14 protein-coding genes are annotated in these 23,421 nt (G+C 51.0%); 4 read left to right on the top strand and 10 right to left on the bottom strand.

All coding sequences use genetic code 11. The features are described from left to right. Window positions 1-134: 134 nt before the first annotated feature. The 5 genes from ACLBLI_RS14640 to gltB form a co-directional block, all read right to left on the bottom strand. Window positions 135-719: a DUF2726 domain-containing protein gene (locus ACLBLI_RS14640; RefSeq protein WP_414828332.1), complete on the bottom strand. Its 585-nt coding sequence runs from the start codon at window positions 717-719 to the stop codon at window positions 135-137. Between the two features lie 277 nt (window positions 720-996). After that, window positions 997-1,404, bottom strand: coding sequence for a hypothetical protein (locus ACLBLI_RS14635; protein ID WP_414828331.1), 408 nt, complete (start codon window positions 1,402-1,404; stop codon window positions 997-999). A 282-nt stretch (window positions 1,405-1,686) separates the two neighbouring features. Beyond that, window positions 1,687-3,798 carry a TonB-dependent receptor gene (locus ACLBLI_RS14630; protein WP_414828330.1) on the bottom strand — a complete coding sequence of 704 codons (2,112 nt, stop codon included), beginning with the start codon at window positions 3,796-3,798 and terminating at the stop codon, window positions 1,687-1,689. A 234-nt stretch (window positions 3,799-4,032) separates the two neighbouring features. After that, on the bottom strand, window positions 4,033-5,448 hold the full coding sequence (locus ACLBLI_RS14625) for an FAD-dependent oxidoreductase (RefSeq protein ID WP_414828329.1): 1,416 nt from the start codon (window positions 5,446-5,448) through the stop codon (window positions 4,033-4,035). 15 nt (window positions 5,449-5,463) lie between these two features. Further along, window positions 5,464-9,930: a glutamate synthase large subunit gene (gene gltB / locus ACLBLI_RS14620; protein WP_414828328.1), complete on the bottom strand. Its 4,467-nt coding sequence runs from the start codon at window positions 9,928-9,930 to the stop codon at window positions 5,464-5,466. An 826-nt stretch (window positions 9,931-10,756) separates the two neighbouring features. On the opposite strand from gltB, the gene ACLBLI_RS14615 reads away from it, so the two are divergent. The 4 genes from ACLBLI_RS14615 (at window position 10,757) to ACLBLI_RS14600 (ending at window position 16,482) form a co-directional block, all read left to right on the top strand. Beyond that, window positions 10,757-11,602, top strand: coding sequence for an N-acetylmuramoyl-L-alanine amidase (locus ACLBLI_RS14615; protein ID WP_414828327.1), 846 nt, complete (start codon window positions 10,757-10,759; stop codon window positions 11,600-11,602). 381 nt (window positions 11,603-11,983) lie between these two features. Further along, window positions 11,984-14,341, top strand: a complete 2,358-nt coding sequence (arcB, locus tag ACLBLI_RS14610) for an aerobic respiration two-component sensor histidine kinase ArcB (protein WP_414828326.1) — start codon at window positions 11,984-11,986, stop codon at window positions 14,339-14,341. Window positions 14,342-14,350: 9 nt separating this feature from the next. Beyond that, the gene (locus ACLBLI_RS14605; RefSeq protein ID WP_414828325.1) at window positions 14,351-14,896 is read left to right on the top strand and encodes a PH domain-containing protein; all 546 of its coding nucleotides are present in this window, start codon (window positions 14,351-14,353) and stop codon (window positions 14,894-14,896) included. Continuing rightward, window positions 14,893-16,482, top strand: coding sequence for a PH domain-containing protein (locus ACLBLI_RS14600; protein WP_414828324.1), 1,590 nt, complete (start codon window positions 14,893-14,895; stop codon window positions 16,480-16,482). The genes ACLBLI_RS14605 and ACLBLI_RS14600 overlap by 4 nt, the downstream gene beginning before the upstream one ends. Window positions 16,483-16,539: 57 nt before the next feature. Here ACLBLI_RS14600 and prpF read toward each other — a convergent pair whose 3' ends face one another. The 5 genes from prpF to ACLBLI_RS14575 all read right to left on the bottom strand — a co-directional run bounded on the left by prpF (window position 16,540) and on the right by ACLBLI_RS14575 (window position 23,287). Then, complete coding sequence (prpF, locus tag ACLBLI_RS14595) at window positions 16,540-17,721, bottom strand: 2-methylaconitate cis-trans isomerase PrpF (RefSeq protein ID WP_414828323.1); 1,182 nt, start codon at window positions 17,719-17,721, stop codon at window positions 16,540-16,542. Between the two features lie 127 nt (window positions 17,722-17,848). Then, complete coding sequence (gene acnD / locus ACLBLI_RS14590) at window positions 17,849-20,449, bottom strand: Fe/S-dependent 2-methylisocitrate dehydratase AcnD (RefSeq protein ID WP_414828322.1); 2,601 nt, start codon at window positions 20,447-20,449, stop codon at window positions 17,849-17,851. 63 nt (window positions 20,450-20,512) lie between these two features. Then, the gene (gene prpC, locus ACLBLI_RS14585) at window positions 20,513-21,637 is read right to left on the bottom strand and encodes a 2-methylcitrate synthase (protein WP_414828321.1); all 1,125 of its coding nucleotides are present in this window, start codon (window positions 21,635-21,637) and stop codon (window positions 20,513-20,515) included. An 89-nt stretch (window positions 21,638-21,726) separates the two neighbouring features. Further along, window positions 21,727-22,605: a methylisocitrate lyase gene (prpB, locus tag ACLBLI_RS14580; protein ID WP_414828320.1), complete on the bottom strand. Its 879-nt coding sequence runs from the start codon at window positions 22,603-22,605 to the stop codon at window positions 21,727-21,729. A gap of 10 nt (window positions 22,606-22,615) precedes the next feature. Beyond that, window positions 22,616-23,287 carry a GntR family transcriptional regulator gene (locus ACLBLI_RS14575; RefSeq protein ID WP_414828319.1) on the bottom strand — a complete coding sequence of 224 codons (672 nt, stop codon included), beginning with the start codon at window positions 23,285-23,287 and terminating at the stop codon, window positions 22,616-22,618. Window positions 23,288-23,421 lie beyond the last annotated feature (134 nt).

Here is a 23,421-nt window from a genome sequence, read left to right as displayed (position 1 = left end):
AAACCGCCGAAAAGATAAGGGATATTGTACTGGCAAAAGTGGCAAACTGACAGGGAGAGCGAACAGGAAGGTGAAAACCGTGCGGAAGACAGGGGGCGTCGTTCCGCACGTTAGAAACGAATCGGATACCGGTGTTACGCTGCCGCTTTGCTTGAACGCAATGGGCGGGTAGGGCGGTTTGGTTTTGCCGGATTGAGTGTGGGCGTCTGAGCCACGCGTTGTTGCATTCGTCGGTAAGGCAACAATTTATGTTCGATACATTCACGGATGTCGTCCACACTGTATCCTGATTTAACCTTTATTCTTGCCAGCGGCATACCCGCGGCATCTAACGCGCCTGAGACAAACCAGTCGCGCTGGGTTTTGTAACCGTCTTTGCCCTGATTGTGCACAAGGTCAATCGCCATAATCGGCGACATGTCCTGTTTGTCACACAGTACGAAATCCAGTTGGCGGGATGAAGCTCTCGATAACGCCGCGCTGGCCTGTTTCTTATTGGTGGCCTGACGTACCTGAAGTAAATCACTCAACTTTACCCGACAGACAATCCGGAATTCGTTACCTACAGCCTGCTCGATTAAGTTTAAAAATGTTTGCTCTGCTGGCGTAAACAGCGACGTCTTTCGCCTGAACGGAAAGGCCACACCGTTATCAGACAACTTCATTGCACCCAGGGCTACCACAATTAGCAACATCAATAAAATTAATGCCAGTTCCATAATGATCCTCACAAACCGTTATTGTCAGTCACAGGCGTCAGAAAAATGACACAAAACGTCTGTCACTGTGATTTCATCAATGATTTTGCAAGGGGAGTGCCAATACGATTAGGTTCTGCTAATTCCTGAAAAGAGCAAGCCACCTGCGCCTGCAGCGGCGTTTTATCGGTTAGAAAGAGTGCTTTTGGGCGCAAGGGGAAGTGTCAAAAAAGCGAGCACGCTGGGTACTCACTGAACTTTGCAAAACGGCGCTGAAAGGTTTTGGATGTAGGAACGTTTAGCCTTTGGCAGTTACCAGAATATCCACCTGAGTTCCGCTGCCGTCAGGAGAAACCACCACGCGGATCGCATTGTCATTGGCAACCAGAAGTGTGCGTTCATTAAACGTGCTATGCACTGTCAGCCCAGGGATGGCTTGCTGATAAAAACTAATCACCTGGTCTTTGCTGTCAGCCATAAAGTGAACCATGCTGGCGGGAATGACGTCATCATCCATTGCAGTGTCGAATAACTGACATTGCTTGGCTGAGTCGGGAATAACAATGCTGTGAAACTCTACCGGACATGCTGCTGCAGCCGGTCCTGTTGACGTTGTCTCGACGGTCAGAGTATCTGCACTGGCAGCACCTGTAAGAAGCAGGCTGAATACACCCAGCTTTATAGTACGTGTGAGTATTGTTGTCATTGTCATTACTACCTTTTCTGCGGGCTGGTAAAGCGTTAAGCCGCTGCCCTTTGGTTAATTATAGTAGATAGGGCACACAACAAACGCAATCAGAATGGGCGCCGGTTAGGTATTGCAGCAGATGAAAGGGTATTAGTTAGCGGTATCGGTATACCGTATGTTGCAGGGCCAATGATGCGCTGCGCCAGCACGCGCAGCCGGGTAACAAAAAGGGTGCCGACTGGCACCCTTTTGACATCGAGTTGCTTTGGGCCTACGCATTGGCGTAGCGCCGCTCCACAATCAGAAGCGATATTGCATGCTGATGCGGGCGTTCAGCGGTTCGCCTGTAGCAATGTTGTTATCATTGTGCGCTGACGGGAAGTAATCCTCGTCAAACAGGTTTTCCACGTTCAGTTGCAAGCTCAGGTCGTCACTGTAATCGTAGTAAACCGCCGCATCAACACGCCAGTAATCTGGCAGCTCAATGGCGTTGCTTAATGAGGCATATTGCTCGGACTGATAGATTACGCCCAGTGCCACTTTCCAGTCTTGTGCAACCTGATACTGATTCCACAGCGTCAGCATGTGCTCAGGAAGTTGTGCAAGTTCGCGGTTTGCCAAATTACCATCCACCACGCGGCCCATTTCTTCGCCGTCAAGGTTGCTGTAGCCAGCATTCAGAGTCCAGGCATCGGTCAACTGACCTACCAGCTGAATTTCAAAGCCTTTGGTTTCTGTGCCGGTCAGAATTGAACGTTCCGGGTTTGACGGATCCTGTGCGGTACCGTTTTCGCGCTCTACTTCAAATGCCGCAGCAGTCAGGCTTAAGGCATCGCTCAGATTCCACTTAAGACCGATTTCTTTATTCTCGAATTCTTCCGCGTCCAACGCTTGCGATGACAGCGACAGTGACAGGAACTGATCGCCTGAACGTGGCAGGAATGACTTGCTGTAGCTGGCGTAAACCGACACATTTTTCATTGGTTTGTAGATAAGACCAAAACGCGGTGACACTTCGGTGTCTGAGCTGCTGAGCAGGCCATCATTGCCGTCATCGCTGCCGTTTGCCATTTCAATCATGTCGTTAACATCGATATCAAAGTTGTCGTAACGCAGGCCGGCTACCACAATCCAGTTCTCACCAATACCAATTTCATCCTGGATGAAAGCTGACGTGAAGGTCACGTCAGAAGCGCGATCCCGCACCGGCGCAGTAAGCGAACGTTCAGGGATCACTAATGGATCGGAGAACATAAAGGTAATCTGGTCGTCCTGGCTGTCGGTGAAGTAGGCATCGCGGCGCGCATTTTCAGTGTCCTGGTTACCGTATTCTGCGCCCATCAGCATGGTGTGAGAGAATGCCCCGGTGTCAAACTGACCCACCAGATTGAACTGGAATAACAGGTTTTCACGGGCCGTGGTGTCACGGTAGCCATCAAGCGTGACCGTTCCTGCAGCCGCATCAAAGTTAACGGGGTACAGGTTTTGATATACTTTGTCGTAATCGGCGAACTGGACCGTCGCATTGGCATTCCAGCTGTCGTTAAGCGCGTGCTCAGCACGGATACGGGCGATATGGGCTTCCAGCGTAGTGTTGTTGAAATTCGGATCGCCAAAGTAGGTGTCATCGTAACCTGTAAGAGGCTCGCCACCTAATGCCGGTACGCCGCGATCAACCATACGATCATCGTTTACATACTCGTAGGAAGCGCGAACGGTGGTGTCTTCTGAGGCCTGCCAGGTGTAAGTGGGGTTAACTGCATAGCGCTCACCGTCTTTAAAGTCACGGTGATTGTCGATGGTGTCAAAAACACCGTTGAAGCGAAACGCATTATTGCTGTCGATAACCTTATTGGTATCAACGCTTACCGATGCCGCTGAAAACGTATCAATGCCAGCTGACAAGGTGGTAAAGTCTTCGCTGGTTTCCGCCACTTTCGTAACACGGTTTACGACACCACCACCGCCACCGCGGCCAAACAATAAGGCATTGGCACCACGCAGGATCTCAACGCGCTCCAGGTTATAAAGCGGACGGAAGTACTGTACGTCATCGCGAAGGCCATCGACGAAGAAGTCTGCCGTGGTGTTTTGTCCACGAATTGTGATTTGATCACGGTGATCTTCGCCCAGTCCAACGCTCACGCCAGGCGTATATTGCATTACATCAGCCACACTGAATAATGCCTGCTCACTGATTTGCTCTGCACTTACCACTGAAACCGACTGCGGTACATCAACCAGCAGAGTTGGCGTTTTTACGGCGTCAGCCACCTGTTGACCAAAAAAAGCACCACGAACGGTAATACGTTCGACGTCGGGGACATCTGCCTGTGTTTCCTGAGCGTGTGCTGCCCCACCGAATAACACCAGTGATACCGCAGCGGCTACCGAAGAAATACGCTTTTTCAAAAGACCTCCTGTTACGTATGCAAACACGCATGAAAATGATAATGATTCTCGATGGCGAAGGATAATAACCGCTATAAATGAAAATTAAAAGGTTTGTGGTGTGAAAGTTAATGTCTTTTAACTGTTGTAATGCTCAGTTGAATCAATGTCTTGGCTTTCAGGACGGGACCAGACCAGTGTTGCAGGCACAAAAAAGGGAAGCAAAAGCTTCCCTTTTCTATTCACAGGCCGTGGTTACACGCCAATGTAATCCATAATGCCTTCTGCGGCTTTACGGCCTTCATCAATGGCTGTTACTACCAGGTCACTGCCGCGCACCATATCGCCGCCGGCAAAAATTTTCGGATTGGCGGTTTGATACGCAAACTTCCCTTTTGATGGCGCAATGACGCGACCTTTATCGTCGAGGACGATACCGTAGTCGGCAAACCATCTTGCCGGACTTGGCTGAAAACCAAACGCGATAATAACCGCGTCCGCTTCCAGAACATGCTCAGAGCCTTCCACCTCTACCGGACGGCGACGGCCGTTAACGTCTGGAGGACCCATTTCAGTGCGAACCAGCTTTACGCCACAGGCATTGCCGTTTTCATCGATGGCGATATCCAGAGGCTGCAAGTTAAATTTAAACTCGACGCCTTCTTCCCGGGCATTGACCACTTCCTTGCGGGAACCGGGCATACTTTGTTCGTCCCGACGATAGGCGCAGGTGACTTCTTTGGCACCTTGACGAATAGAGGTTCGAACGCAGTCCATCGTGGTATCACCACCACCCAGAACGACAACCCGTTTTCCTTTCATATCGATAAAATCTGCAGGATCTTTTTCCAGACCCATGGTGCGGTTGGTATTGGCTACCAAAAAGGGAAGGGCTTCATAAACGCCTTTCACATGCTCGTGTTCAAAACCACCTTGCATGGATTTGTACGTACCCATACCCAGAAATACCGCATCATGCTTGTCGATAAGCGTTTCAAACTCGATATCTTTGCCGATTTCGGTGTTAAGTACGAACTCAACGCCCATTTCAGTGAAGATCTCGCGACGCAGTTTAATGACGTCTTTTTCCAGTTTGAATGAAGGAATACCGAATGTCAGCAGGCCGCCAATCTCTTCGTACTTATCATAGACGATGGGTTTTACCCCATTGCGTACCAGAATATCTGCACAGGCAAGTCCGGCAGGTCCGGCACCCACGATAGCGACTTTTTTGTCTGTCCAGACAACGTCTGACATATCCGGACGCCAGCCCATTTTGAACGCGGTATCGGTAATGTATTTTTCAATACTGCCGATGGTGACCGCACCAAAATCGTCATTCAGGGTACAGGCCCCTTCACACAGACGGTCCTGTGGACACACCCGGCCGCATACTTCTGGCAGGCTGTTAGTCTTGTGAGACAGCTCCGCCGCCTCAATGATACGGCCCTCATTGGCCAGATTGAGCCACTGCGGAATGTAGTTGTGCACCGGGCACTTCCACTCACAGTATGGGTTACCACAGTCCAGACAGCGGTCAGCCTGACCTTCTGTCTGTGACTGGCTCAGAGGCTGATAGATTTCAGCAAATTCCGACTTACGAACAATAATCGGCTTTTTGGGCGGATCAATACGTTCAACGTCGACAAATTGATAAACATTCTTTGCCATAAACTTACACCCCTCCTATTGAGCCTGAATGCGCAACTCTGCGCTGGAACGACTGATGTGGCCCAACAGATTTTTGACATCACTGGTTTTCGGTTTGATTAACTTAAAGCGTGTCAGCGACGACGCAAAATCGGTCAGTAGCGACAGCGACTGCTCACTGCCGGTTTCTTCATAATGTTGGTTAATCAGGCCACGAAGGTGTTCAGCCAGAATGACTTTATCGTCAATGGCCAGCACTTCTACCAGCTCTTCGTTTACGCGGTCTGCCAGATCGTTTCTGTCATCCAGCAGGTAAGCAAAGCCCCCGGTCATACCGGCACCAAAGTTAACGCCTACTTCGCCCAGAACGGCTACTATTCCGCCGGTCATGTATTCACAGCCGTTATCACCGATGCCTTCCACCACGGCAATTGCCCCTGAGTTACGTACTGCGAAACGTTCACCAGCCCGGCCTGCTGCAAACAGCTTGCCGCCAGTGGCACCGTAAAGGCAGGTGTTACCCATGATGGCACTTTCGTGGGCATTGAAGTTGATGTTCTGATGCGGATGGATAACCAGCTTACCGCCGGTCATGCCTTTGCCGACATAATCGTTGGCATCGCCCATCAGGTGCATGTGCAGGCCACCGGCATTCCAGACACCGAAGCTCTGTCCGGCGGTTCCAGTCAGATGCACCACAATCGGATTTTCTTCCATGTCGAGGTTGCCATGATGTTTGGCAATCTCGCCAGACAGCAACGCACCTACTGAGCGGTCCGTATTACGGATGTCATAGGCCAGGTGTTTACCGCTAGCGGCACGAACGGCTTCACGGGCATCTTCCAGCATGCGCGCGTTCAGTTCACCTTTATCCATTGGTGCGTTAGTGGTTTGTGAACAGAACAGTCTTGTGTGCTCACCTTCCTTTGGCGTAGCCAGCAGGGGTGTCAGATCCAGACGATTCTGTTTCGCCGTGATACCTTCGAGCACTTTTAACAGTTCGGTACGACCCACCAGTTCATCAAACTTACGCACGCCCATGGCGGCCATGATTTCACGTACTTCGCGGGCAATGAACTTAAAGTAGTTCATTACCATTTCTGGTAAACCGATAAAGTAGTCGTCACGCAGTTTCTGATCCTGCGTTGCCACACCGGTAGCACAGTTATTCAGGTGACAAATTCTCAGGTACTTACAGCCGAGCGCCACCATCGGGCCGGTACCAAAGCCAAAGCTTTCAGCACCTAACAGCGCGGCTTTCACAACGTCCAGACCGGTTTTCAGACCACCGTCGGTTTGCACCCGGACTTTATGACGAAGCCCGTTTTCAATCAGTGCCTGTTGTGTCTCTGCCAGTCCCAGTTCAAAAGGGCTGCCTGCGTATTTCACCGAGGTTAACGGGCTTGCACCAGTACCGCCGTCGTAGCCTGAAATGGTGATAAGGTCCGCATAGGCTTTCGCTACACCTGTAGCGATGGTGCCTACACCCGGTTCTGATACCAGCTTCACGGAAATCAGCGCCGTGGGGTTAACCTGTTTTAAGTCAAATATCAGCTGCGCCAAATCTTCAATGGAATAGATGTCGTGGTGCGGCGGTGGTGAAATCAGGGTTACGCCAGGTACTGAGAAACGTAACTGGGCAATGTATTTATTCACTTTGTCGCCCGGTAGCTGACCCCCTTCACCAGGCTTAGCGCCCTGTGCTACTTTAATCTGAATGACATTGGCGTTAACCAGGTAGTGTGGCGTCACGCCAAAGCGCCCAGAAGCCACCTGTTTAATCTTGGAGTTTTTCTCTGTGCCAAAGCGCGAGGGATGTTCACCGCCCTCACCAGAGTTGGATTGTCCACCCAAGCGGTTCATGGCAATTGCCAGCGCCTCGTGCGCCTCTGGACTCAAGGCTCCAATAGACATCGCCGCTGTATCAAAGCGTGGGAAGAGGTTTTCTTCCGGCTCGACTTCACTGATATCAATGGGCTCGTTTTTCGGATTCAGACCCAGCAAGTCGCGCAGGTGCGCGGGTGAACGTTCATTTACCAGTTTGGCAAAGATCTGATAGTCATCATATTCACCCGAAACCACGGCTTTTTGCAGTGAGGTCACTACGTCCGGGTTGTACGCATGGTACTCGCCGTCATGCACATACTTCAGAAGACCGCCGTGTTGTAACGATTTGCGCTTCAGCCACGCGATGCGGTTCAGGTTAATCGTATCCTGCTCAAAGTCGTCAAAACCGGCACCCTGAATACGCGACGTAATGCCTTTAAAGCACAGCTCCATCACATCTGAATTGATGCCCACCGCTTCAAACAGCTTGGCACTGCGGTAACTGGCCACCGTGCTGATGCCCATTTTGGACATGATTTTATAAAGGCCTTTATTAATGCCCTTACGATAGTTCAGGGTGGCCTGCATCACGCTGATATCCAGCTCACCTTTATCGCAAAGCTGCTCGATAGTTTCATACGCCAGGAACGGATACACCGCCGTAGCACCTAAACCGATTAGCACGGCAAAATGATGTGGATCGCGTGCTGATGCTGTCTCAACCACGACGTTCGCGTCACAGCGCAAAGCTTTGTCGATTAACCGACGCTGAACTGCGCCAACGGCCATCGCCGCCGGGATTGGCAAACGGTTTTGCTTAATGTTGCGGTCTGACAGGATCACAAACGCTGCGCGCTTCTGCTTAACCAGATATTCCACTTCGTTACAGATACGCTCGATGGCCTTTTTGAGGCCCTCTTCCTGCGCATACTGCAGTTCGACCACTTCCGAATAGTAGTTATCCGGATTGAACTCACGCAGTTGTTTTAAATCCGTGTACATCAGGATCGGGCTTTCAAACAGCACGCGGTCCGCATAGCCGGAGGTTTCACTGAATACGTTCTGCTCACGGCCAATACAGGTAGCCAGTGACATCACGTGATTTTCACGCAATGGATCGATAGGCGGATTGGTTACCTGAGCAAACTGCTGGCGGAAGTAATCGTAAATCGTGCGCTGGCGCGATGACATTACTGCCATGGGGGTATCATCACCCATCGAGCCAACGGCTTCCTGACCGTCTTTGGCCAGAACTTTGACAATTTGCTGTATCTCTTCATAGCTGTAATTAAACAGCTTGTGATATACCGCCATGGTGTCGTCGTCAAATACACGCTGACCAATCAGCGACGCGTCGAGTTTTTCAATTGGCGTTAAGCGACGAATGTGTTTATCCAGCCACTCACGATAAGGGTGACGGGTTTTCAGCTCTTCATCAATTTCATTAGAGCGCCAGATCTTACCGGTATAGGTATCTACGGCGAGCATTTCACCCGGACCTACACGGCCTTTTTCCAGCACATCTTCGGGTTTGTAATCCCAGATCCCGATTTCGGACGCCAGAGTAATAAACCCGTTTTTGGTAATAACATAACGAGCCGGGCGCAAACCATTACGGTCAAGGTTACAGGCCACATGACGACCATTAGTCAGCACGATGCCCGCCGGGCCGTCCCATGGCTCCATGTGCATGGAGTTAAATTCGTAGAACGCGCGTAAGTCTTCGTCCATGGTTTTGTTATTCTGATACGCAGGGGGTACCAGCAGACGCATCGCACGGAATAAGTCCATCCCACCGGCCAGGAACAGTTCGAGCATATTGTCCAGCGAAGAAGAGTCAGAGCCTTCGGTATTCACGAATGGCGCGGCATCTTTTAAGTCCGGGATCAGCGGCGTGGAGAACTTCGAGGTTCTTGCCATCGACCAGTCGCGGTTACCTTTAATGGTGTTGATTTCCCCGTTATGCGCTAAGAAGCGAAACGGCTGGGCCAGAGGCCAGCGGGGGAGGGTATTGGTGGAAAAGCGCTGGTGGAATACACAAATTGCACTTTTCATACGTTCGTCAGCCAAATCGGCATAAAACGCGGGCAGGTCTTTAGGCATGACCAGCCCTTTATAAATAGTGACCAGCCCGGACAAACAGGCAACATAAAAGTCGGGATCTTTTTCCAGGCGTTTTTCTGCCCGGCGGCGAACCATATAAAGGCGGCGTTCTAAATCACGCTTACGCCATCCGGCAGGTGCGTTTACAAATACCTGTTCGATTTGCGGCACGCCGGTCAACGCCAGTTCACCCAGGACGCTGTTATCTACCGGCACTTTGCGCCAGCCAACTACGCCAAGGGTTTCCTTTTCCAGCTCTTCGTTCAGCACGTCACGTGCCGCCTGTGCCAGGGTGTCCTCCTGGCTCAGGAAAATCATGCCTACACCGTATTTTTTGCTGAGTTTCCAGCCATTTTCTTCGGCAATAGCACGGAAAAATGCATCTGGTTTTTGCAGCAACAGGCCGCAACCGTCACCGGTTTTTCCGTCAGCTGCAATACCTCCACGGTGTTCCATACGGTCCAGACCGTGTATCGCGGTTTTTACCAACTGGTGACTGGCTTCGCCATGAGTATGGGCTATCAGGCCGAACCCACAGTTATCCCGGGAATCATTGGGATTATATAAACTCATCTCTTAACTCCTTCAACCTTAGACTGGGCAAGGTACGTGTTGCGTTTTGATGAACATAAGGATGTTCATCACAACATTGTCAGACGTCTTATTTCGAGGCAGGGTAATCCGGCATCCAGCGTCTTTTTTTGTCGTTAATTATTATTAGAGGATTCCAGTCGTGTACCGCATTTTTATGCATTATTGCGTTGCGGGTCGTCCAAAATACCCACATTGCAAAATAAAATCAAACGCTAATCACGACGTACAATGTTGCATTAATGTTAACAACTTATAACTGCACTATATTCATGAGCTTACTGTGTTTTTGTTGGTGCTCGAAATTTGCTCTAAAACTGCGTTTTTCCCAGTAATTAGTATGTTTATACTAAAGTTTGTAAATCACTGGTTCTGTTATATTGAATAAGTATTCATTATAACCGCGTCCTTATTAGGTGCTCTGTTATCGAGTGATGACGTTGGTAGTCATTCTGACTGGCATGAATACCATTCTGCATAGTGGATTACGCTTTCCTGAAACACCGGGCCACCAACGCCCTAGGGGTAAGACAGCATGTTTATGTTGTTGAGCACGCCGTTACCGTCTTCCATGGATAGCGACACATACCGCGTAACACGTCAGCTTAGATACGCAGGCAATGCAATAAAACAACTATGCGGATTGGTATAACAATTTGATCAAAGCCGAAACTGTATAATAATTGAACATGAGTTAGATGTCACGGGGCGAACGCGTGATATTTTCTCAGGCTGACTCGCTCTAGGGCGCGTGGCGCGTCGTGTCAGAGCTGCAGCGCTTTGCATGAGTCCGATAAGGAGAATTCAGGTGTTCAGTTTTGACATTAAGGCAAACCGGTTACAGGGCGAGTCTGTTACGTTTGAGCCCTCGCCAAACCATTCCGGTGAATTTCCCAGCGGTGCACCGGATACCATCGTTATCCACTTTACCGCTGGCAGTAGCTTGTCATCGTCAGTCAGTGTAATGACCAATCCTGCAAATAAAGTCTCTGCTCATATTTGTATTGGCCGGCAAGGGGAAGTGGTGCAAATGGTTCCTTTCAACCATATTGCCTGGCATGCAGGGCGAAGTGAGTGGCAGGGACGCGAGCAACTCAATCGCTTCTCGATAGGAATTGAACTGGATAACGCCGGTGAGCTCACGCCTAATGGCAATGGCGCCTATCTGAGCTGGTTCAACAACGCCTACAGCGGCGATGATGTATTTCGGGGAGTGCATCGTAATCAGCATTCAACATCCTACTGGCATGCGTATACTGAAGCGCAGATACAGGCGACGTTCTCGCTGTGTCAGGTTCTCTGCCAGCATTACCCGATAAACACCATTGTCGGACACGAAGAGATAGCACCGGGACGAAAAATCGATCCGGGTCCGGCTTTCCCGCTCGACAAATTGCGTCACCGGTTACTGGGTATCGATCCGGTATCGCTTCCTGTTGCGGAGGTGCAAACGCCAGCCATTGCCACAGAAGCAATAGTAACTTCAACCAGTCTCAATGTGCGAGCCGGTCCTGGCACACATCACGAGAAAGTGGCTGAGCCACTAACCAAGGGCACACCCGTCACCGTAGTGAAGCAACGTAACGGCTGGGCGCAGGTGCGGTTTGAAACCACCGGTTGGGTAAGTACTCGCTATCTGCAAAAGTTAGATTAATTCTCGGTATAAGTATGAATGACTCGCGATGAATCGGCTTGGTTTTTTGCGCTACATATTGTTTTCTCAACGTGCGGGAAGCCAGACAGAGAAAGGGTACGGCACATGTTGTGCGATACTCGTAATCAGGATTTCCTGTGCCCATACCACGGCGCTTCGCCTAAGGTTGTTGATGCAAAAGAGGACGGCCGTCACTACATACTATGCTTATTTCGCGCTTTTTTTGCGCGTTGCCGGAAATGGTGCGTAGTGGATTAATCGCAGAAACGTGATAATTGTCCAAGCGCGATTATCCTTTACCTGATTCCTCATCATTTCAGTCGTTTGCCTGAATAGCAAAGCCTGCTAGGATAAACGCAAGTTTTACAGGCAGTCATCTCTATGCACTCAGATTCCCCTAATGATTCCTGGGCAATTCGCTTTGCGCAATTTGTCCAACGGTTTGGCACCATCAAGCTCAGCGTATTATTTGTTGTACTTACGTTATTGTTTACGTTGGGAGGCTCCTATGTCATCCGGGTATCAATGGGCAGTCAGGTTGACCCTGACGACTTTATCAGCGCAGTAGTACTAACTATGTTGAGTGCCCCCTGGGTACTCTATTTCTTCAGCGAACTGGTTAAGCAACTGGAAAATTCAAGGGCAAATCTGAAAGAAGTGGTAAGCCAACTGGAACGTTTACGCGAGGAAGATGTATTTCTCAATCGCGAACTCCAAAGCAACATTCGCCAGCTCAACCATGAAATCGAACAGCGCAAACATGCGCAGGAAGAGCGCGAAGCCGTATTTAAAGATCTCGAGAAAGAAATTCAGGATAAGTCGCAGCAGGAAGAGCAGGCGAGGCGTTTGTCTACGCTACTGCGCTCAATCATCGATGCGTCTCCGGACCTCATTTACTACCGTAATGAAGAAGGTCGGTTTGCCGGGTGTAACCGGGTAGCAGAAATGATGACAGGCAAAACCCAGGAAGAGCTGCTGGGGCTGACGCCACATGATGTGTATGAAGAAGACCTGGCCCGCCAGGTGGTCGCCAGCGATCATGAAGTCCTCGAAACCAATGCCAGCATCACCGAAGAGCTTTGGTTGCGATTCGCCGACGGGCGCCGCCGCTATTTCGAAATGCGCAAGGTGCCGTTCTTTGATCATGACGGTAACCGCCTTGGGCTGCTGGCATTTGGCCGTGATATGACCGAGCGCAAACAGGCAGAAAACGCCGCCGCGAAAGCCAGTACGGACAAAACCCGTTTTATCGCGACGATCAGCCACGAACTGCGTACGCCGCTGAACGGCATTGTTGGGTTAAGCCGCATGCTGCGTGACACCGAACTGAATGAAGAGCAGTTCAACTGGGTCAGTACCATTTACGCCAGTGCAATCACGTTGGGGAATATTTTTAATGACATTATCGATCTCGATAAGCTGGACCGGGACAAGCTTGAGCTGAGCTTAAAAACCGTTTCGCTGCGCGATTTCACCGAAGAGCTCAGCAGTATTATCCGCCTGCTTGCGCAGGATAAATCGCTGGAACTGATCACCACCATCAACGAGCCCCTGCCTCAGTTGGTTGAAGTGGACGGAACCCGATTACGTCAGATCCTGTGGAATATTCTGTTTAACGCAGTGAAGTTCACACAGAAGGGACATGTCAGTCTGACAGTGTTAGCAACCCGGCCGACGAATGATATCAGTGTGGTGACCTACGTAATTGAGGACACCGGTGTGGGGATCCCTGAAGAAGAGATTGATAAGATTTTCGCCATGTACTATCAGGTTGATCATCCTGATCATCAGTCTGCAACCGGTACCGGTATCGGTCTTGCCATTTGTAAGCAGATGGTGGATTTGATGAAAGGCGATATCCGCGTTACCAGTACAGTGGGTAAAGGCACCCGCTTTGAAATCGAACTGCCGTTACAGATTTCAAAGCGTCCCATGCAGGTGGCGCAACTGCAGGTGACGGACCTCAATATATTACTGGTAGAAGACATTGAACTGAATGTTATGGTTGCCAAAGCCCTGCTTGAAAAGCTGGGGCAGCACGTAGATGTTGCCATGACCGGTCAGGAAGCCATTGATAAAGCCCGTGAGAATCATTATGACCTGATTTTACTGGATATTCAGTTGCCGGATATGACGGGTTTTGACGTCGCCAATACGCTACATGAAGAAGAGTTGGTGATGGGAACGCCAATAGTGGCGCTGACCGCGAACGTGATAAAGAAGCGCGAAGAATATCTGCAAAACGGCATGGACGATGTCATTGCCAAGCCGGTGAAAAAGAGTCGGGTTATCGAAGTGTTTAACGAACTCTTCAGTGCACCCTCTGAACCCATTGAGACGGAAGCGCAGGAAACCAGAAAGCCCGAGCCTGCCAAAACGCTGACCAACATTCTGGATATGGATTTACTGCAGATGCTGGTTGATACCATTGGTGAAGATATGGTGCGTGCGTCAGTGAAAGTGTTCCAGGATAAAATGCCGGAATATATGGAAATACTGCAGCTTGCCCTGAGCGCTGATGAGAAATCTGAGGTGTGTTCTCAGGCTCATAAAATAAAAGGTGCTGCTGGCTCTGTGGGGCTGGCGCGGGTGCAACGCATCGCGAACCAAATCCAGCAGGGCGATCACCCCGCCTGGTGGCAAAACGTGCATGACTGGGTTGAAGAGCTGCAAATGGCAGTAGCGCACGACATGAAAGCGCTGCACGGCTGGCTGAACGAGCAAATGGTGGATGACTAAGTGACTGATATGCAGCAAGACACCCCGGCATTTTCCAATTCGCTGGTGACCCCGGAGGCATTACCGGACGCCAGAGCGCTGGAAACGCTCCCCCTGTCGCCACATTACCGTACGCTGAATCTGGCTATTGTTACGGTGGTATTTGCGCTGCTATTGATAGGCGTAAGTGTGGTGCGGTTTCAGCAGTTTGTGCCGGTTGCAGAAGGGCTGGTCAAAGCGTATCCCTTTGTCCTCGTTATTCTGGCTGCGCTTGGGATCCTGTCGTTTCTCTATCATGTGTTTGCTGATCCACTCATCCGTTACGCTGTGCGCGAGCAGGATCTTATTCTGCAAAATGGATTATTTTTCCGCGCCACAGTATGCCAGCCTATATTACGTGTTCAGCATATTGAGCTGAAGCGCGGGCCGCTGGACCGGATGGCCAAAATGGCGAAACTGCAGGTCTATTCAGCGGGTGGCAGTGCACACACATTCGAAATTCCGGGGTTACCGGAAGCGCGTGCACGTCAATTGCGTCAGTTTATTCTTGATCACAAAGATCTTGATGCGCGATGAGTAAGCCTGCCATGGATACGGTTTCTGACAAGGCGTCAGTAACAGCAAATGCTATCGACACCGGACAAGATTGGCAGCGTCTATCGCCGATTTCTATTCTCTACTTTACCGCCAGTAATATTAAAAAGCTGGCGCAGTTTCTTATTTATGTGATACCCGCCGTTGCCGTTACCGCGAACGTGGTAGATTTAGGTGAGTCGCCCTATGCCATACCGGTAGGCCTGGCACTGCTAATTTCGTTGTCCGTCAGCGGTATTGTCAGCTATTTCTTTTATCATTTCCGTGTTTGCGACCAGCATGTAGAGGTAAAAGATGGTGTTTTTAACCGCCGGCATATGAACCTGCCATTCTGGCGTATTCAGAATGTGAAAATCGAGCAGCCAATCTATTACCGTCCGATGCAATTTGCATTGGTAGTACTGGACACGGCCGGGAGCGCAAAAGAAGAAGCGAAAATCGTGGCAGTGCCACTGACCTATGCTCAGGCGTTAAGAAAGCAGATCCTGGCATACCACACCGGTGACCCCAGCGTGAGCTCCAGCGCAGCGGATAACATCGAGCAGGAGAAAGCAGAAGACGACGAAGAGGTGCTGAACCGGCGTAATATCCGCGATTTAATTATTCACGGGATAACCAATAACCGAGTGTGGATTATTCTGGGTGCGGCGGCACCGTTTTATGATTCGATTTCAGACTTTGCATTTAATTGGCTGAATGCCCGCGGCCTCAACCTAGATCAACTGATAGGTGAACAAACGGCAGCCTGGTGGCAAATCGGGTTATACACGGTAACGCTGCTGATGATCATCATGGCCTTGCTGGCGTTGTTATCGGTGGGCGGTGCGTTGCTGACCTTTTACGATTATACCCTCAGCCGGCATGGCGATCGTTATATCCGGCGAAGTGGCCTGCTTAATAAGCAGGAAGTCAGCATGCGACAATCACGCATTCAGATGATTACGGCAAAGCAGGATTGGCTGGATAAGATCCTGGGGCGAGTTAACCTGTATTTCGAGCAAAACACGTCGGGCACGCAACAGCAACAGGCTGAATTAATGTCGCCGAACAAGTTGCTGGTGCCCTCTGTGACCATCGCCGAAACCGAAGCATTGGTGAAAGAGGCGATGCCAGGCAGTCAGTTGTATCAGATCCCGTATCAACCGGTGTCATTGCGCTATCTTTGGCATTGGCTTGGCGTTTGGGTATGGCCACCCACCATCATTATTATTGGGATCTATCTTTATAATCAGGTGTGGGAGCTGGCAATAGGTACCGGGTTCCTGGCGATAGCGCTTTCGCTGATACTGGTATTGCGCTGGTGGCGCTGGGGATATGCCGCGGATAATGACTATGTATATGTAAGAAGTGGCCGCATAGGGCTGGACTACCAGTGTTTTGAGAAATACAAAGTGCAGCAAGTGAAAGTAAGCCAGAGCATACTAATGAAAAAGCGAAAGGTGGCTACGCTGAATGTATTGCTGGCCAGCGGCAATATCAGTATTCCTTATCTTCCCGAGCAAGACGCCTGGACACTGGCAAATGAGTTGCTTTATGTGGCAGAGAAAAGCCGGCGGTCGTGGATGTGATTCTCAGAGGGCAGCGGCCAGCGCATCACGTAATGCACTGACCTTTTATCCTTAAGCTCAGAAGCTGTTTTGTGGAATGCGTACCCATCCTTCCATCAGCACGCGGGCTGACCGGCTCATCACTGCTTTGGTGACCTGCCACTGGTCGTCGACATTTTTTGCTTCTGCGCCTACGCGCAGTGTGCCACTGGGGTGACCAAACACCACCGCATCCCGTTCGCCACCACCTGCAGCGCGGTTCACCAGCGTGCCTGAGATGGCTGCCGCGGTACCAATGGCGACTGCGGCGGTACCCATCATGGCATGATGCAGCTTACCCATCGACATCGCGCGCACCAGCAAGTCAATCTCATTGCCAAGCACATCTTTGCCACTGGACGCTTTGTAGTCGCGCGGTGGCGCCACCATGGCAACCTTTGGGGTGTGCTGGCGAGACGCCGCTTCCCCAACATCGCTGATAAGCCCCATTTTTACAGCCCCATGAGCGCGTATCGCCTCAAAGGTTGCCAACGCATCCGGGTTCTCATTGATATCCCCCTGAAGCTCGGTACCGGTATAGCCAATGTCCTGGGCATTGACGAAAATAGTAGGGATACCAGCATTGATCATGGTGGCTTCAAAAGTGCCAACCCCGGGAACATCCAGCTTATCTACCAGACGACCGGTAGGGAACAGGGCGCCGTCACCGTCTGCAGGGTCCATAAACTCAATTTGTACTTCGGCAGCAGGGAAGGTGACGCCATCCAGTTCGAAGTCGCCGGTTTCCTGCACTTCACCGTTGGTGATTGGCACATGCGCAATAATGGCTTTTTCGATATTCACCTGCCAGATACGCACAACCGCGATACCGTTTTGTGGAATACGTGAGGCATCTACCAGGCCATTGCTAATCGCAAAAGCACCGACCGCGGCGGTCAGGTTGCCGCAGTTACCACTCCAGTCAACAAACGGTTTGTCGATGGCGACCTGACCAAACAGGTAATCAACATCGTAACCGGTTTTATCACTTTTGCTTAGGATGACCGTTTTACTGGTGCTAGACGTGGCACCGCCCATGCCGTCAGTGTGTTTCTGATACGGATCCGGGCTGCCAATGACACGAAGCAACATGGCATCGCGGGCTGGCCCTGGCTGTTGTGCCCGTTCCGGCAAATCTGCCAGATTAAAAAATACGCCTTTACTGGTGCCACCACGCATGTAGGTGGCTGGAATTTTGGTTTGTGGAGGATGTGCCGTCATGCAGGGATCTCCTTAACTTATTGCAGAGCCTGAAAGCTCTGCAGGTCTACAAAAACGCCGGCAAAATCGCATTAATACATTTTTGCCGGCGCTGCTTTTGTTTACGCAGGATGGGGGAGCGTCACGCTTAGCTGACTGCTTCCTCGGCTTCCAGGAAGTCTTTCGCGAAGCGCTGCAATACGCCGCCAGCCTCATAAATAGACACCTCTTCGCCGGTGTCCAGTCGGCAGGTTACCGGCACTTCCATGGTGTCTCCCTCTTTGGGATGAATAACCAGTGTTAGTGTGGCCCCTGCTGAAGGCGTACCTTTTACATCGTAGGTTTCCGTGCCGTCCAGCCCCAGCGTTTTGCGGGTTGTTCCAGCTTTAAACTCAAGTGGCAGTACCCCCATACCAATCAAATTAGTACGGTGAATACGCTCGAAGCCCTCAGCAACAATCACTTCCACACCAGCCAGACGCACACCCTTGGCTGCCCAGTCGCGGGAGGAACCCTGACCATAGTCGGCACCGGCCACAATAATCAGTGGCTGCTTACGCTGCATATAGGTCTCAATGGCTTCCCACATGCGCACGACTTTGCCTTCAGGCTCTATGCGCGCCAGTGAGCCCTGCTTTACCTCGCCGTTTTCAACTACCATTTCGTTGAACACTTTGGGGTTCGCCAGCGTGGCGCGCTGCGCGGTAAGGTGGTCTCCACGGTGCGTTGCGTAAGAGTTAAAGTCTTCTTCCGGCAGCCCCATTTTCGCCAGGTATTCGCCTGCTGCGCTGGTTGGCAGAATGGCGTTTGATGGCGATAAATGATCTGTGGTGATGTTGTCACCCAGTATTGCCAGCGGTCGCATTCCGGTCATGGTGCGCTCCGCATCCATTGCGCCTTCCCAGTATGGGGGGCGGCGGATGTAGGTACTTTGCTCGCGCCAGTTGTATAGCGGGTTGATGTCTTTGCCGTAGTCGACTTTCAAATCGAACATGGGCTCATACACTTTACGGAAATGCTCCGGCTTTACATATTCTGCGACAATAGCATCAATTTCTTCATCGGTGGGCCATAAGTCTTTCAGCGTAACCGGATTGCCGTCCGGGTCGATGCCCAGTACGTCTTTTTCGATGTCAAAACGCACGGTTCCGGCAATCGCATAAGCCACTACCAACGGTGGGGAGGCCAAAAACGCCTGTTTCGCATAAGGGTGAATACGGCCATCGAAGTTACGGTTGCCGGACAGTACCGCCGTGGAATATAAATCCCGGTCGATAATTTCCTGCTGGATGGCCGGGTCAAGCGCGCCGCTCATCCCGTTACAGGTAGTACAGGCAAAGGCGACCACGCCAAAGCCCAGAGATTCCAGCTCAGGTAGCAGGTTGGCTTCTTCCAGGTACAGTTGCACGGCTTTCGAGCCCGGTGCCAGCGAGGTCTTTACCCACGGCTTGCGGGTCAGGCCACGTTTATTGGCATTGCGCGCCAGCAGACCAGCCGCGATGACGTTGCGCGGGTTGCTGGTGTTGGTGCAACTGGTGATAGCCGCGATAATCACCGCCCCGTCTGGCATCTTACCGTCTTCGGGGTTTTCGATGTGCTTGGCAATTCCACGTGCGGATAAGTCGCTGGTTGGCAGACGCGCGTGCGGGTTTGATGGCCCGGCCATGTTTCTGCCAACGCTGGATAAATCGAACTTCAGCACGCGCTCATATTCCGCGGTCTCCAGCGAGTCAGCCCACAGACCGGTATGCTTGGCGTAGTTCTCTACCAGTTCGACCTGATCGTCTTCACGGCCAGTCAGTTTTAGATAATCAATGGTTTGTTCATCAATGTAGAACATGGCGGCAGATGCACCGTATTCCGGCGTCATGTTAGATATCGTTGCCCGGTCACCCAAGGTAAGGTGGCTGGCGCCTTCACCGTAGAACTCCAGATAAGCTGACACCACACGTTCTTTACGCAGGAACTCTGTTAACGCCAACACAATATCGGTGGCGGTAATGCCCGGCTGCGGTTTACCGGTTAACTCAACACCCACAATGTCAGGCAGACGCAGATACGACGCACGACCTAACATCACACTTTCAGCTTCCAGACCACCCACTCCCAGCGCGATAACACCCAGTGCATCAACGTGAGGTGTATGACTGTCAGTACCTACCAGCGTGTCAGGGAACGCCACACCATCACGGGCCTGAATAACCGGTGACATTTTTTCCAGGTTAATCTGGTGCATGATGCCGTTGCCAGGGGGGATCACATCTACGTTTTTAAACGCGGTTTTGGTCCAGTTAATAAAGTGAAAGCGGTCATCGTTCCGTCGGTCTTCAATGGCGCGGTTTTTTTCAAACGCGTCTTTTTCAAAGCCCGCGTGTTCAACGGCCAGAGAGTGATCGACGATAAGTTGTGTCGGTACCACCGGATTGACTTTCGCCGGATCGCCGCCTTTTTCTGCGATAGCATCACGAAGACCTGCCAAATCCACCAGGGCTGTCTGACCCAGAATATCATGACAAACCACTCGGGCAGGGAACCAGGGGAAATCGAGATCGCGCTTGCGATAAATAAGTTGCTTTAGCGAGTCGGTTAATACATCCGGGTCACAGCGTCTGACCAGGTTCTCTGCAAATACACGAGAGGTATAGGGGAGCTTTTCATAGGCACCCGGCTCAATGGCATTGACTGCCTCGCGGGTGTCAAAATAATCCAGCTTACTGCCGGGTAACGGTTTGCGGTAATCAGTATTCATAGTTGTCCCTTGTAAGTGTTCTGGCGCCAGCTTCGCCTGTAGAAAGTGACGCCATGTGAGACATTATTGACGTTCAGCGATAGGGGTAACCGAGCGTAAATCTTCGCCGGTATATTCTGCTGAAGGACGAATAATCCGGTTGTCTGCGCGCTGCTCCATCACATGCGCCGCCCAGCCTGTCAGGCGCGACATCACAAAAATGGGCGTGAACAGCTTGGTTGGAATACCCATGAAGTTATAGGCCGAAGCGTGAAAGAAATCGGCGTTACAGAATAGCTTTTTCTCGCGCCACATGACTTCTTCACAGCGAACTGAAACCGGGTAAAGCACGTCATCACCCACATCTTTTGACAGTTTTTCAGACCAGCCTTTGATAATTTCATTACGCGGATCAGACTCTGAGTAGATCGCATGGCCAAAGCCCATGATTTTTTCTTTGCGTTCCAGTTTGCCCATCATTTCTTTTTCAGCATGCTCTGGTGACGTAAAGCCCTCAATCATTTCCATGGCCGCTTCATTTGCGCCACCGTGAAGAGGACCGCGCAGAGAGCCAATGGCACCCGTAACACACGAGTGCATGTCAGAAAGCGTAGATGCACAAACGCGCGCCGTGAAGGTTGATGCGTTAAATTCGTGTTCTGCGTAAAGGATCAATGATACGTGCATAACCTGCTCGTGCAGTGCTTTTGGCTTTTCGCCGTGAAGCAGGTGCAGGAAGTGGGAGCCGATTGAATCATCGTCAGTCTCAACGTCAATTTCCACGCCGTCATGGCTGAAGCGATACCAGTAGCAGATGATGCTTGGGAAGCACGCCAGCATGCGGTCAGTCACATCCTGCTGTTGCTCAAAGCTTTCTTCTGTTTCCAGGTTCCCCAGCATGGAGCAACCGGTACGTAACACGTCCATCGGATGTGCGCTTTTAGGAATACGCTCAAGCACATCTTTTAATGCTTGTGGAAGACCGCGAAGGCCCCGCAGCTTTTCTTTGTAGGCATCCAGTTCATTCTGCGTAGGCAGTTTACCTTTCAGGATAAGGTAAGCCACTTCTTCGAACTGGCAGTGGTTGGCTAAATCTTTTACATCATAACCACGGTAGGTAAGGCCTGAACCGGTTTGTCCAACGGTAGACAGTGCTGTTTTTCCTGCTACCTGGCCGCGAAGGCCGGCGCCACTGAGTTGTTTTGCCATGGATGTATCTCCTGATAATAAATTTGTTGTAGAGTCTTGTATGGCAGCGGGCACATATCAGTGCCCGCTGCGTTGTTATTCACTGCTATTTATTTGTTTTTGCCCTGGGCAAATAGCTCATCAAGCTTTTTCTCGTACTCGTGATAGCCAAGGTAATCGTATAAATCCATTCGGGTTTGCATCATATCGACAACGGCTTTTTGGTCGCCATTATCAAGGATGGAACGGTAGACGGTTTCGGCCGCTTTGTTCATCGCCCGGAATGCACTTAACGGATACAGCACCATGTCAGCACCCCATTCGCCCAGCTCTTCTTTGTTCCACAGTTCGGTTTTCCCGAACTCTGTAATGTTGGCCAGAATAGGCACATCCAGCGCTTCCGCGAAGGCGCGATAATGCGCTTCGGTCTGAACGGCTTCAGCGAAGATGCCGTCAGCCCCCGCTTCTACATAGGCTTTTGCGCGTTCTATGGCGGCGTCAAGACCTTCCTGAGCAAAGGAGTCAGTGCGTGCCATAATGAAGAAATCCGGATCAGTGCGGGCATCTACTGCCGCTTTGATACGGTCGACCATCTCAGCGGTAGACACAATTTCTTTGTTAGGACGGTGGCCACAGCGTTTCTGCGCGACCTGATCTTCCATATGTACAGCCGCGGCCCCGGCTTTTTCCATATCACGGATGGTTTTCGCGATATTAAAGGCGCCACCCCAACCGGTATCGATGTCTACCAGCAGGGGCAGGTCGCAGGCTGAGGTAATACGCTGAACATCAACAATCACATCGTTTAGTGACGTCATACCCAGGTCAGGAAGCCCGTAAGACGCGTTCGCGACACCGCCACCTGAGAGATAGATGGCTTTATGACCGATGGCTTTTGCCATCATTGCACTATAGGCGTTAATAGTTCCGACGATTTGTAATGGCTTGTTGTCGGCAAGCGCTTGTCTGAATTTTTTTCCTGCACTCATAATCAATCTCTTATTTGTTAGGGTGAGAGGTAAGCTTGTTTTCAATATTATTTTTTGAATAAAGAATGTGCCGGCGCATGAGTATTTCGGCCAGCTCTTCGTCCCGGTTCGCAATGGCCTGTACGATGTGTTTGTGTTCGTCATACGCGGTGGTTACACGTGGGCCAGCCATGCCCAGCTGCACCCGGTACATGCGGACCAGGTGATAAAGACCGTCAACCAGCACCGCAATCAGGTGCTGGTTTTTACTGCCCAGAATGATGCGATAGTGGAAATCGACATCACCGGCTTCCTGATAATAAGACTCGCCGGTTTTGACCTTATCGAAGTGATTGGCCAGCAGTGCCTGTAAATCTTCAATTTCCTGATCGGTCATATTTTTAGCCGCCAGACGCGCAGCCATACCTTCCAGCGACTCGCGAACCTGATAGAGCTCTACCAGTCCTTCTGGCGTGAGGGCGACAACCCGAGCGCCTACGTTTGCACGGCGCTCTACCAGATGGCAGCTCATAAGACGGTTGATCGCTTCACGGATCACTGCCCGGCTGACTGCGTACTTTGTCGACAATTCTGTCTCACTGAGTTTCGAGCCCGCGGGGATCAGGCCTTCCACGATGTCCTTTCGTAATCGAAAAAACGTTCTGTCGGCATTGGTAACAGGTTGTTCAATGGCTAACGACATGAAAGTGGAAACCTCGCCAGTGGATTCTAAAGTGTCGACAATATAGCCATGTAATGGCAGATCGTCAACCTAAAAGCGGCCTCATTGTCGACAACGTCTAGGGTAACAGCGCAGGGTTCGGGAATGCATAGGGC

Origin of the sequence: Alteromonas sp. H39, from assembly GCF_047556435.1 — a bacterium.
Classification (GTDB): domain Bacteria; phylum Pseudomonadota; class Gammaproteobacteria; order Enterobacterales; family Alteromonadaceae; genus Alteromonas.
Note: the sequence above shows the minus strand (reverse complement) of the source record. Positions and strands in the feature narration are given on the sequence as shown.

Bases quoted from the DNA above. Each gene is read 5' to 3' on its own strand.
- ACLBLI_RS14640 (WP_414828332.1), bottom strand. From the start codon at position 719: ATGGAACTGGCATTAATTTTATTGATGTTGCTAATTGTGGTAGCCCTG.
- ACLBLI_RS14635 (WP_414828331.1), bottom strand. From the start codon at position 1,404: ATGACAACAATACTCACACGTACTATAAAGCTGGGTGTATTCAGCCTG.
- ACLBLI_RS14625 (WP_414828329.1), bottom strand. From the start codon at position 5,448: ATGGCAAAGAATGTTTATCAATTTGTCGACGTTGAACGTATTGATCCG.
- gltB (WP_414828328.1), bottom strand. From the start codon at position 9,930: ATGAGTTTATATAATCCCAATGATTCCCGGGATAACTGTGGGTTCGGC.
- arcB (WP_414828326.1), top strand. From the start codon at position 11,984: ATGCACTCAGATTCCCCTAATGATTCCTGGGCAATTCGCTTTGCGCAA.
- ACLBLI_RS14605 (WP_414828325.1), top strand. From the start codon at position 14,351: ATGCAGCAAGACACCCCGGCATTTTCCAATTCGCTGGTGACCCCGGAG.
- ACLBLI_RS14600 (WP_414828324.1), top strand. From the start codon at position 14,893: ATGAGTAAGCCTGCCATGGATACGGTTTCTGACAAGGCGTCAGTAACA.
- prpF (WP_414828323.1), bottom strand. From the start codon at position 17,721: ATGACGGCACATCCTCCACAAACCAAAATTCCAGCCACCTACATGCGT.
- acnD (WP_414828322.1), bottom strand. From the start codon at position 20,449: ATGAATACTGATTACCGCAAACCGTTACCCGGCAGTAAGCTGGATTAT.
- prpC (WP_414828321.1), bottom strand. From the start codon at position 21,637: ATGGCAAAACAACTCAGTGGCGCCGGCCTTCGCGGCCAGGTAGCAGGA.
- prpB (WP_414828320.1), bottom strand. From the start codon at position 22,605: ATGAGTGCAGGAAAAAAATTCAGACAAGCGCTTGCCGACAACAAGCCA.
- ACLBLI_RS14575 (WP_414828319.1), bottom strand. From the start codon at position 23,287: ATGTCGTTAGCCATTGAACAACCTGTTACCAATGCCGACAGAACGTTT.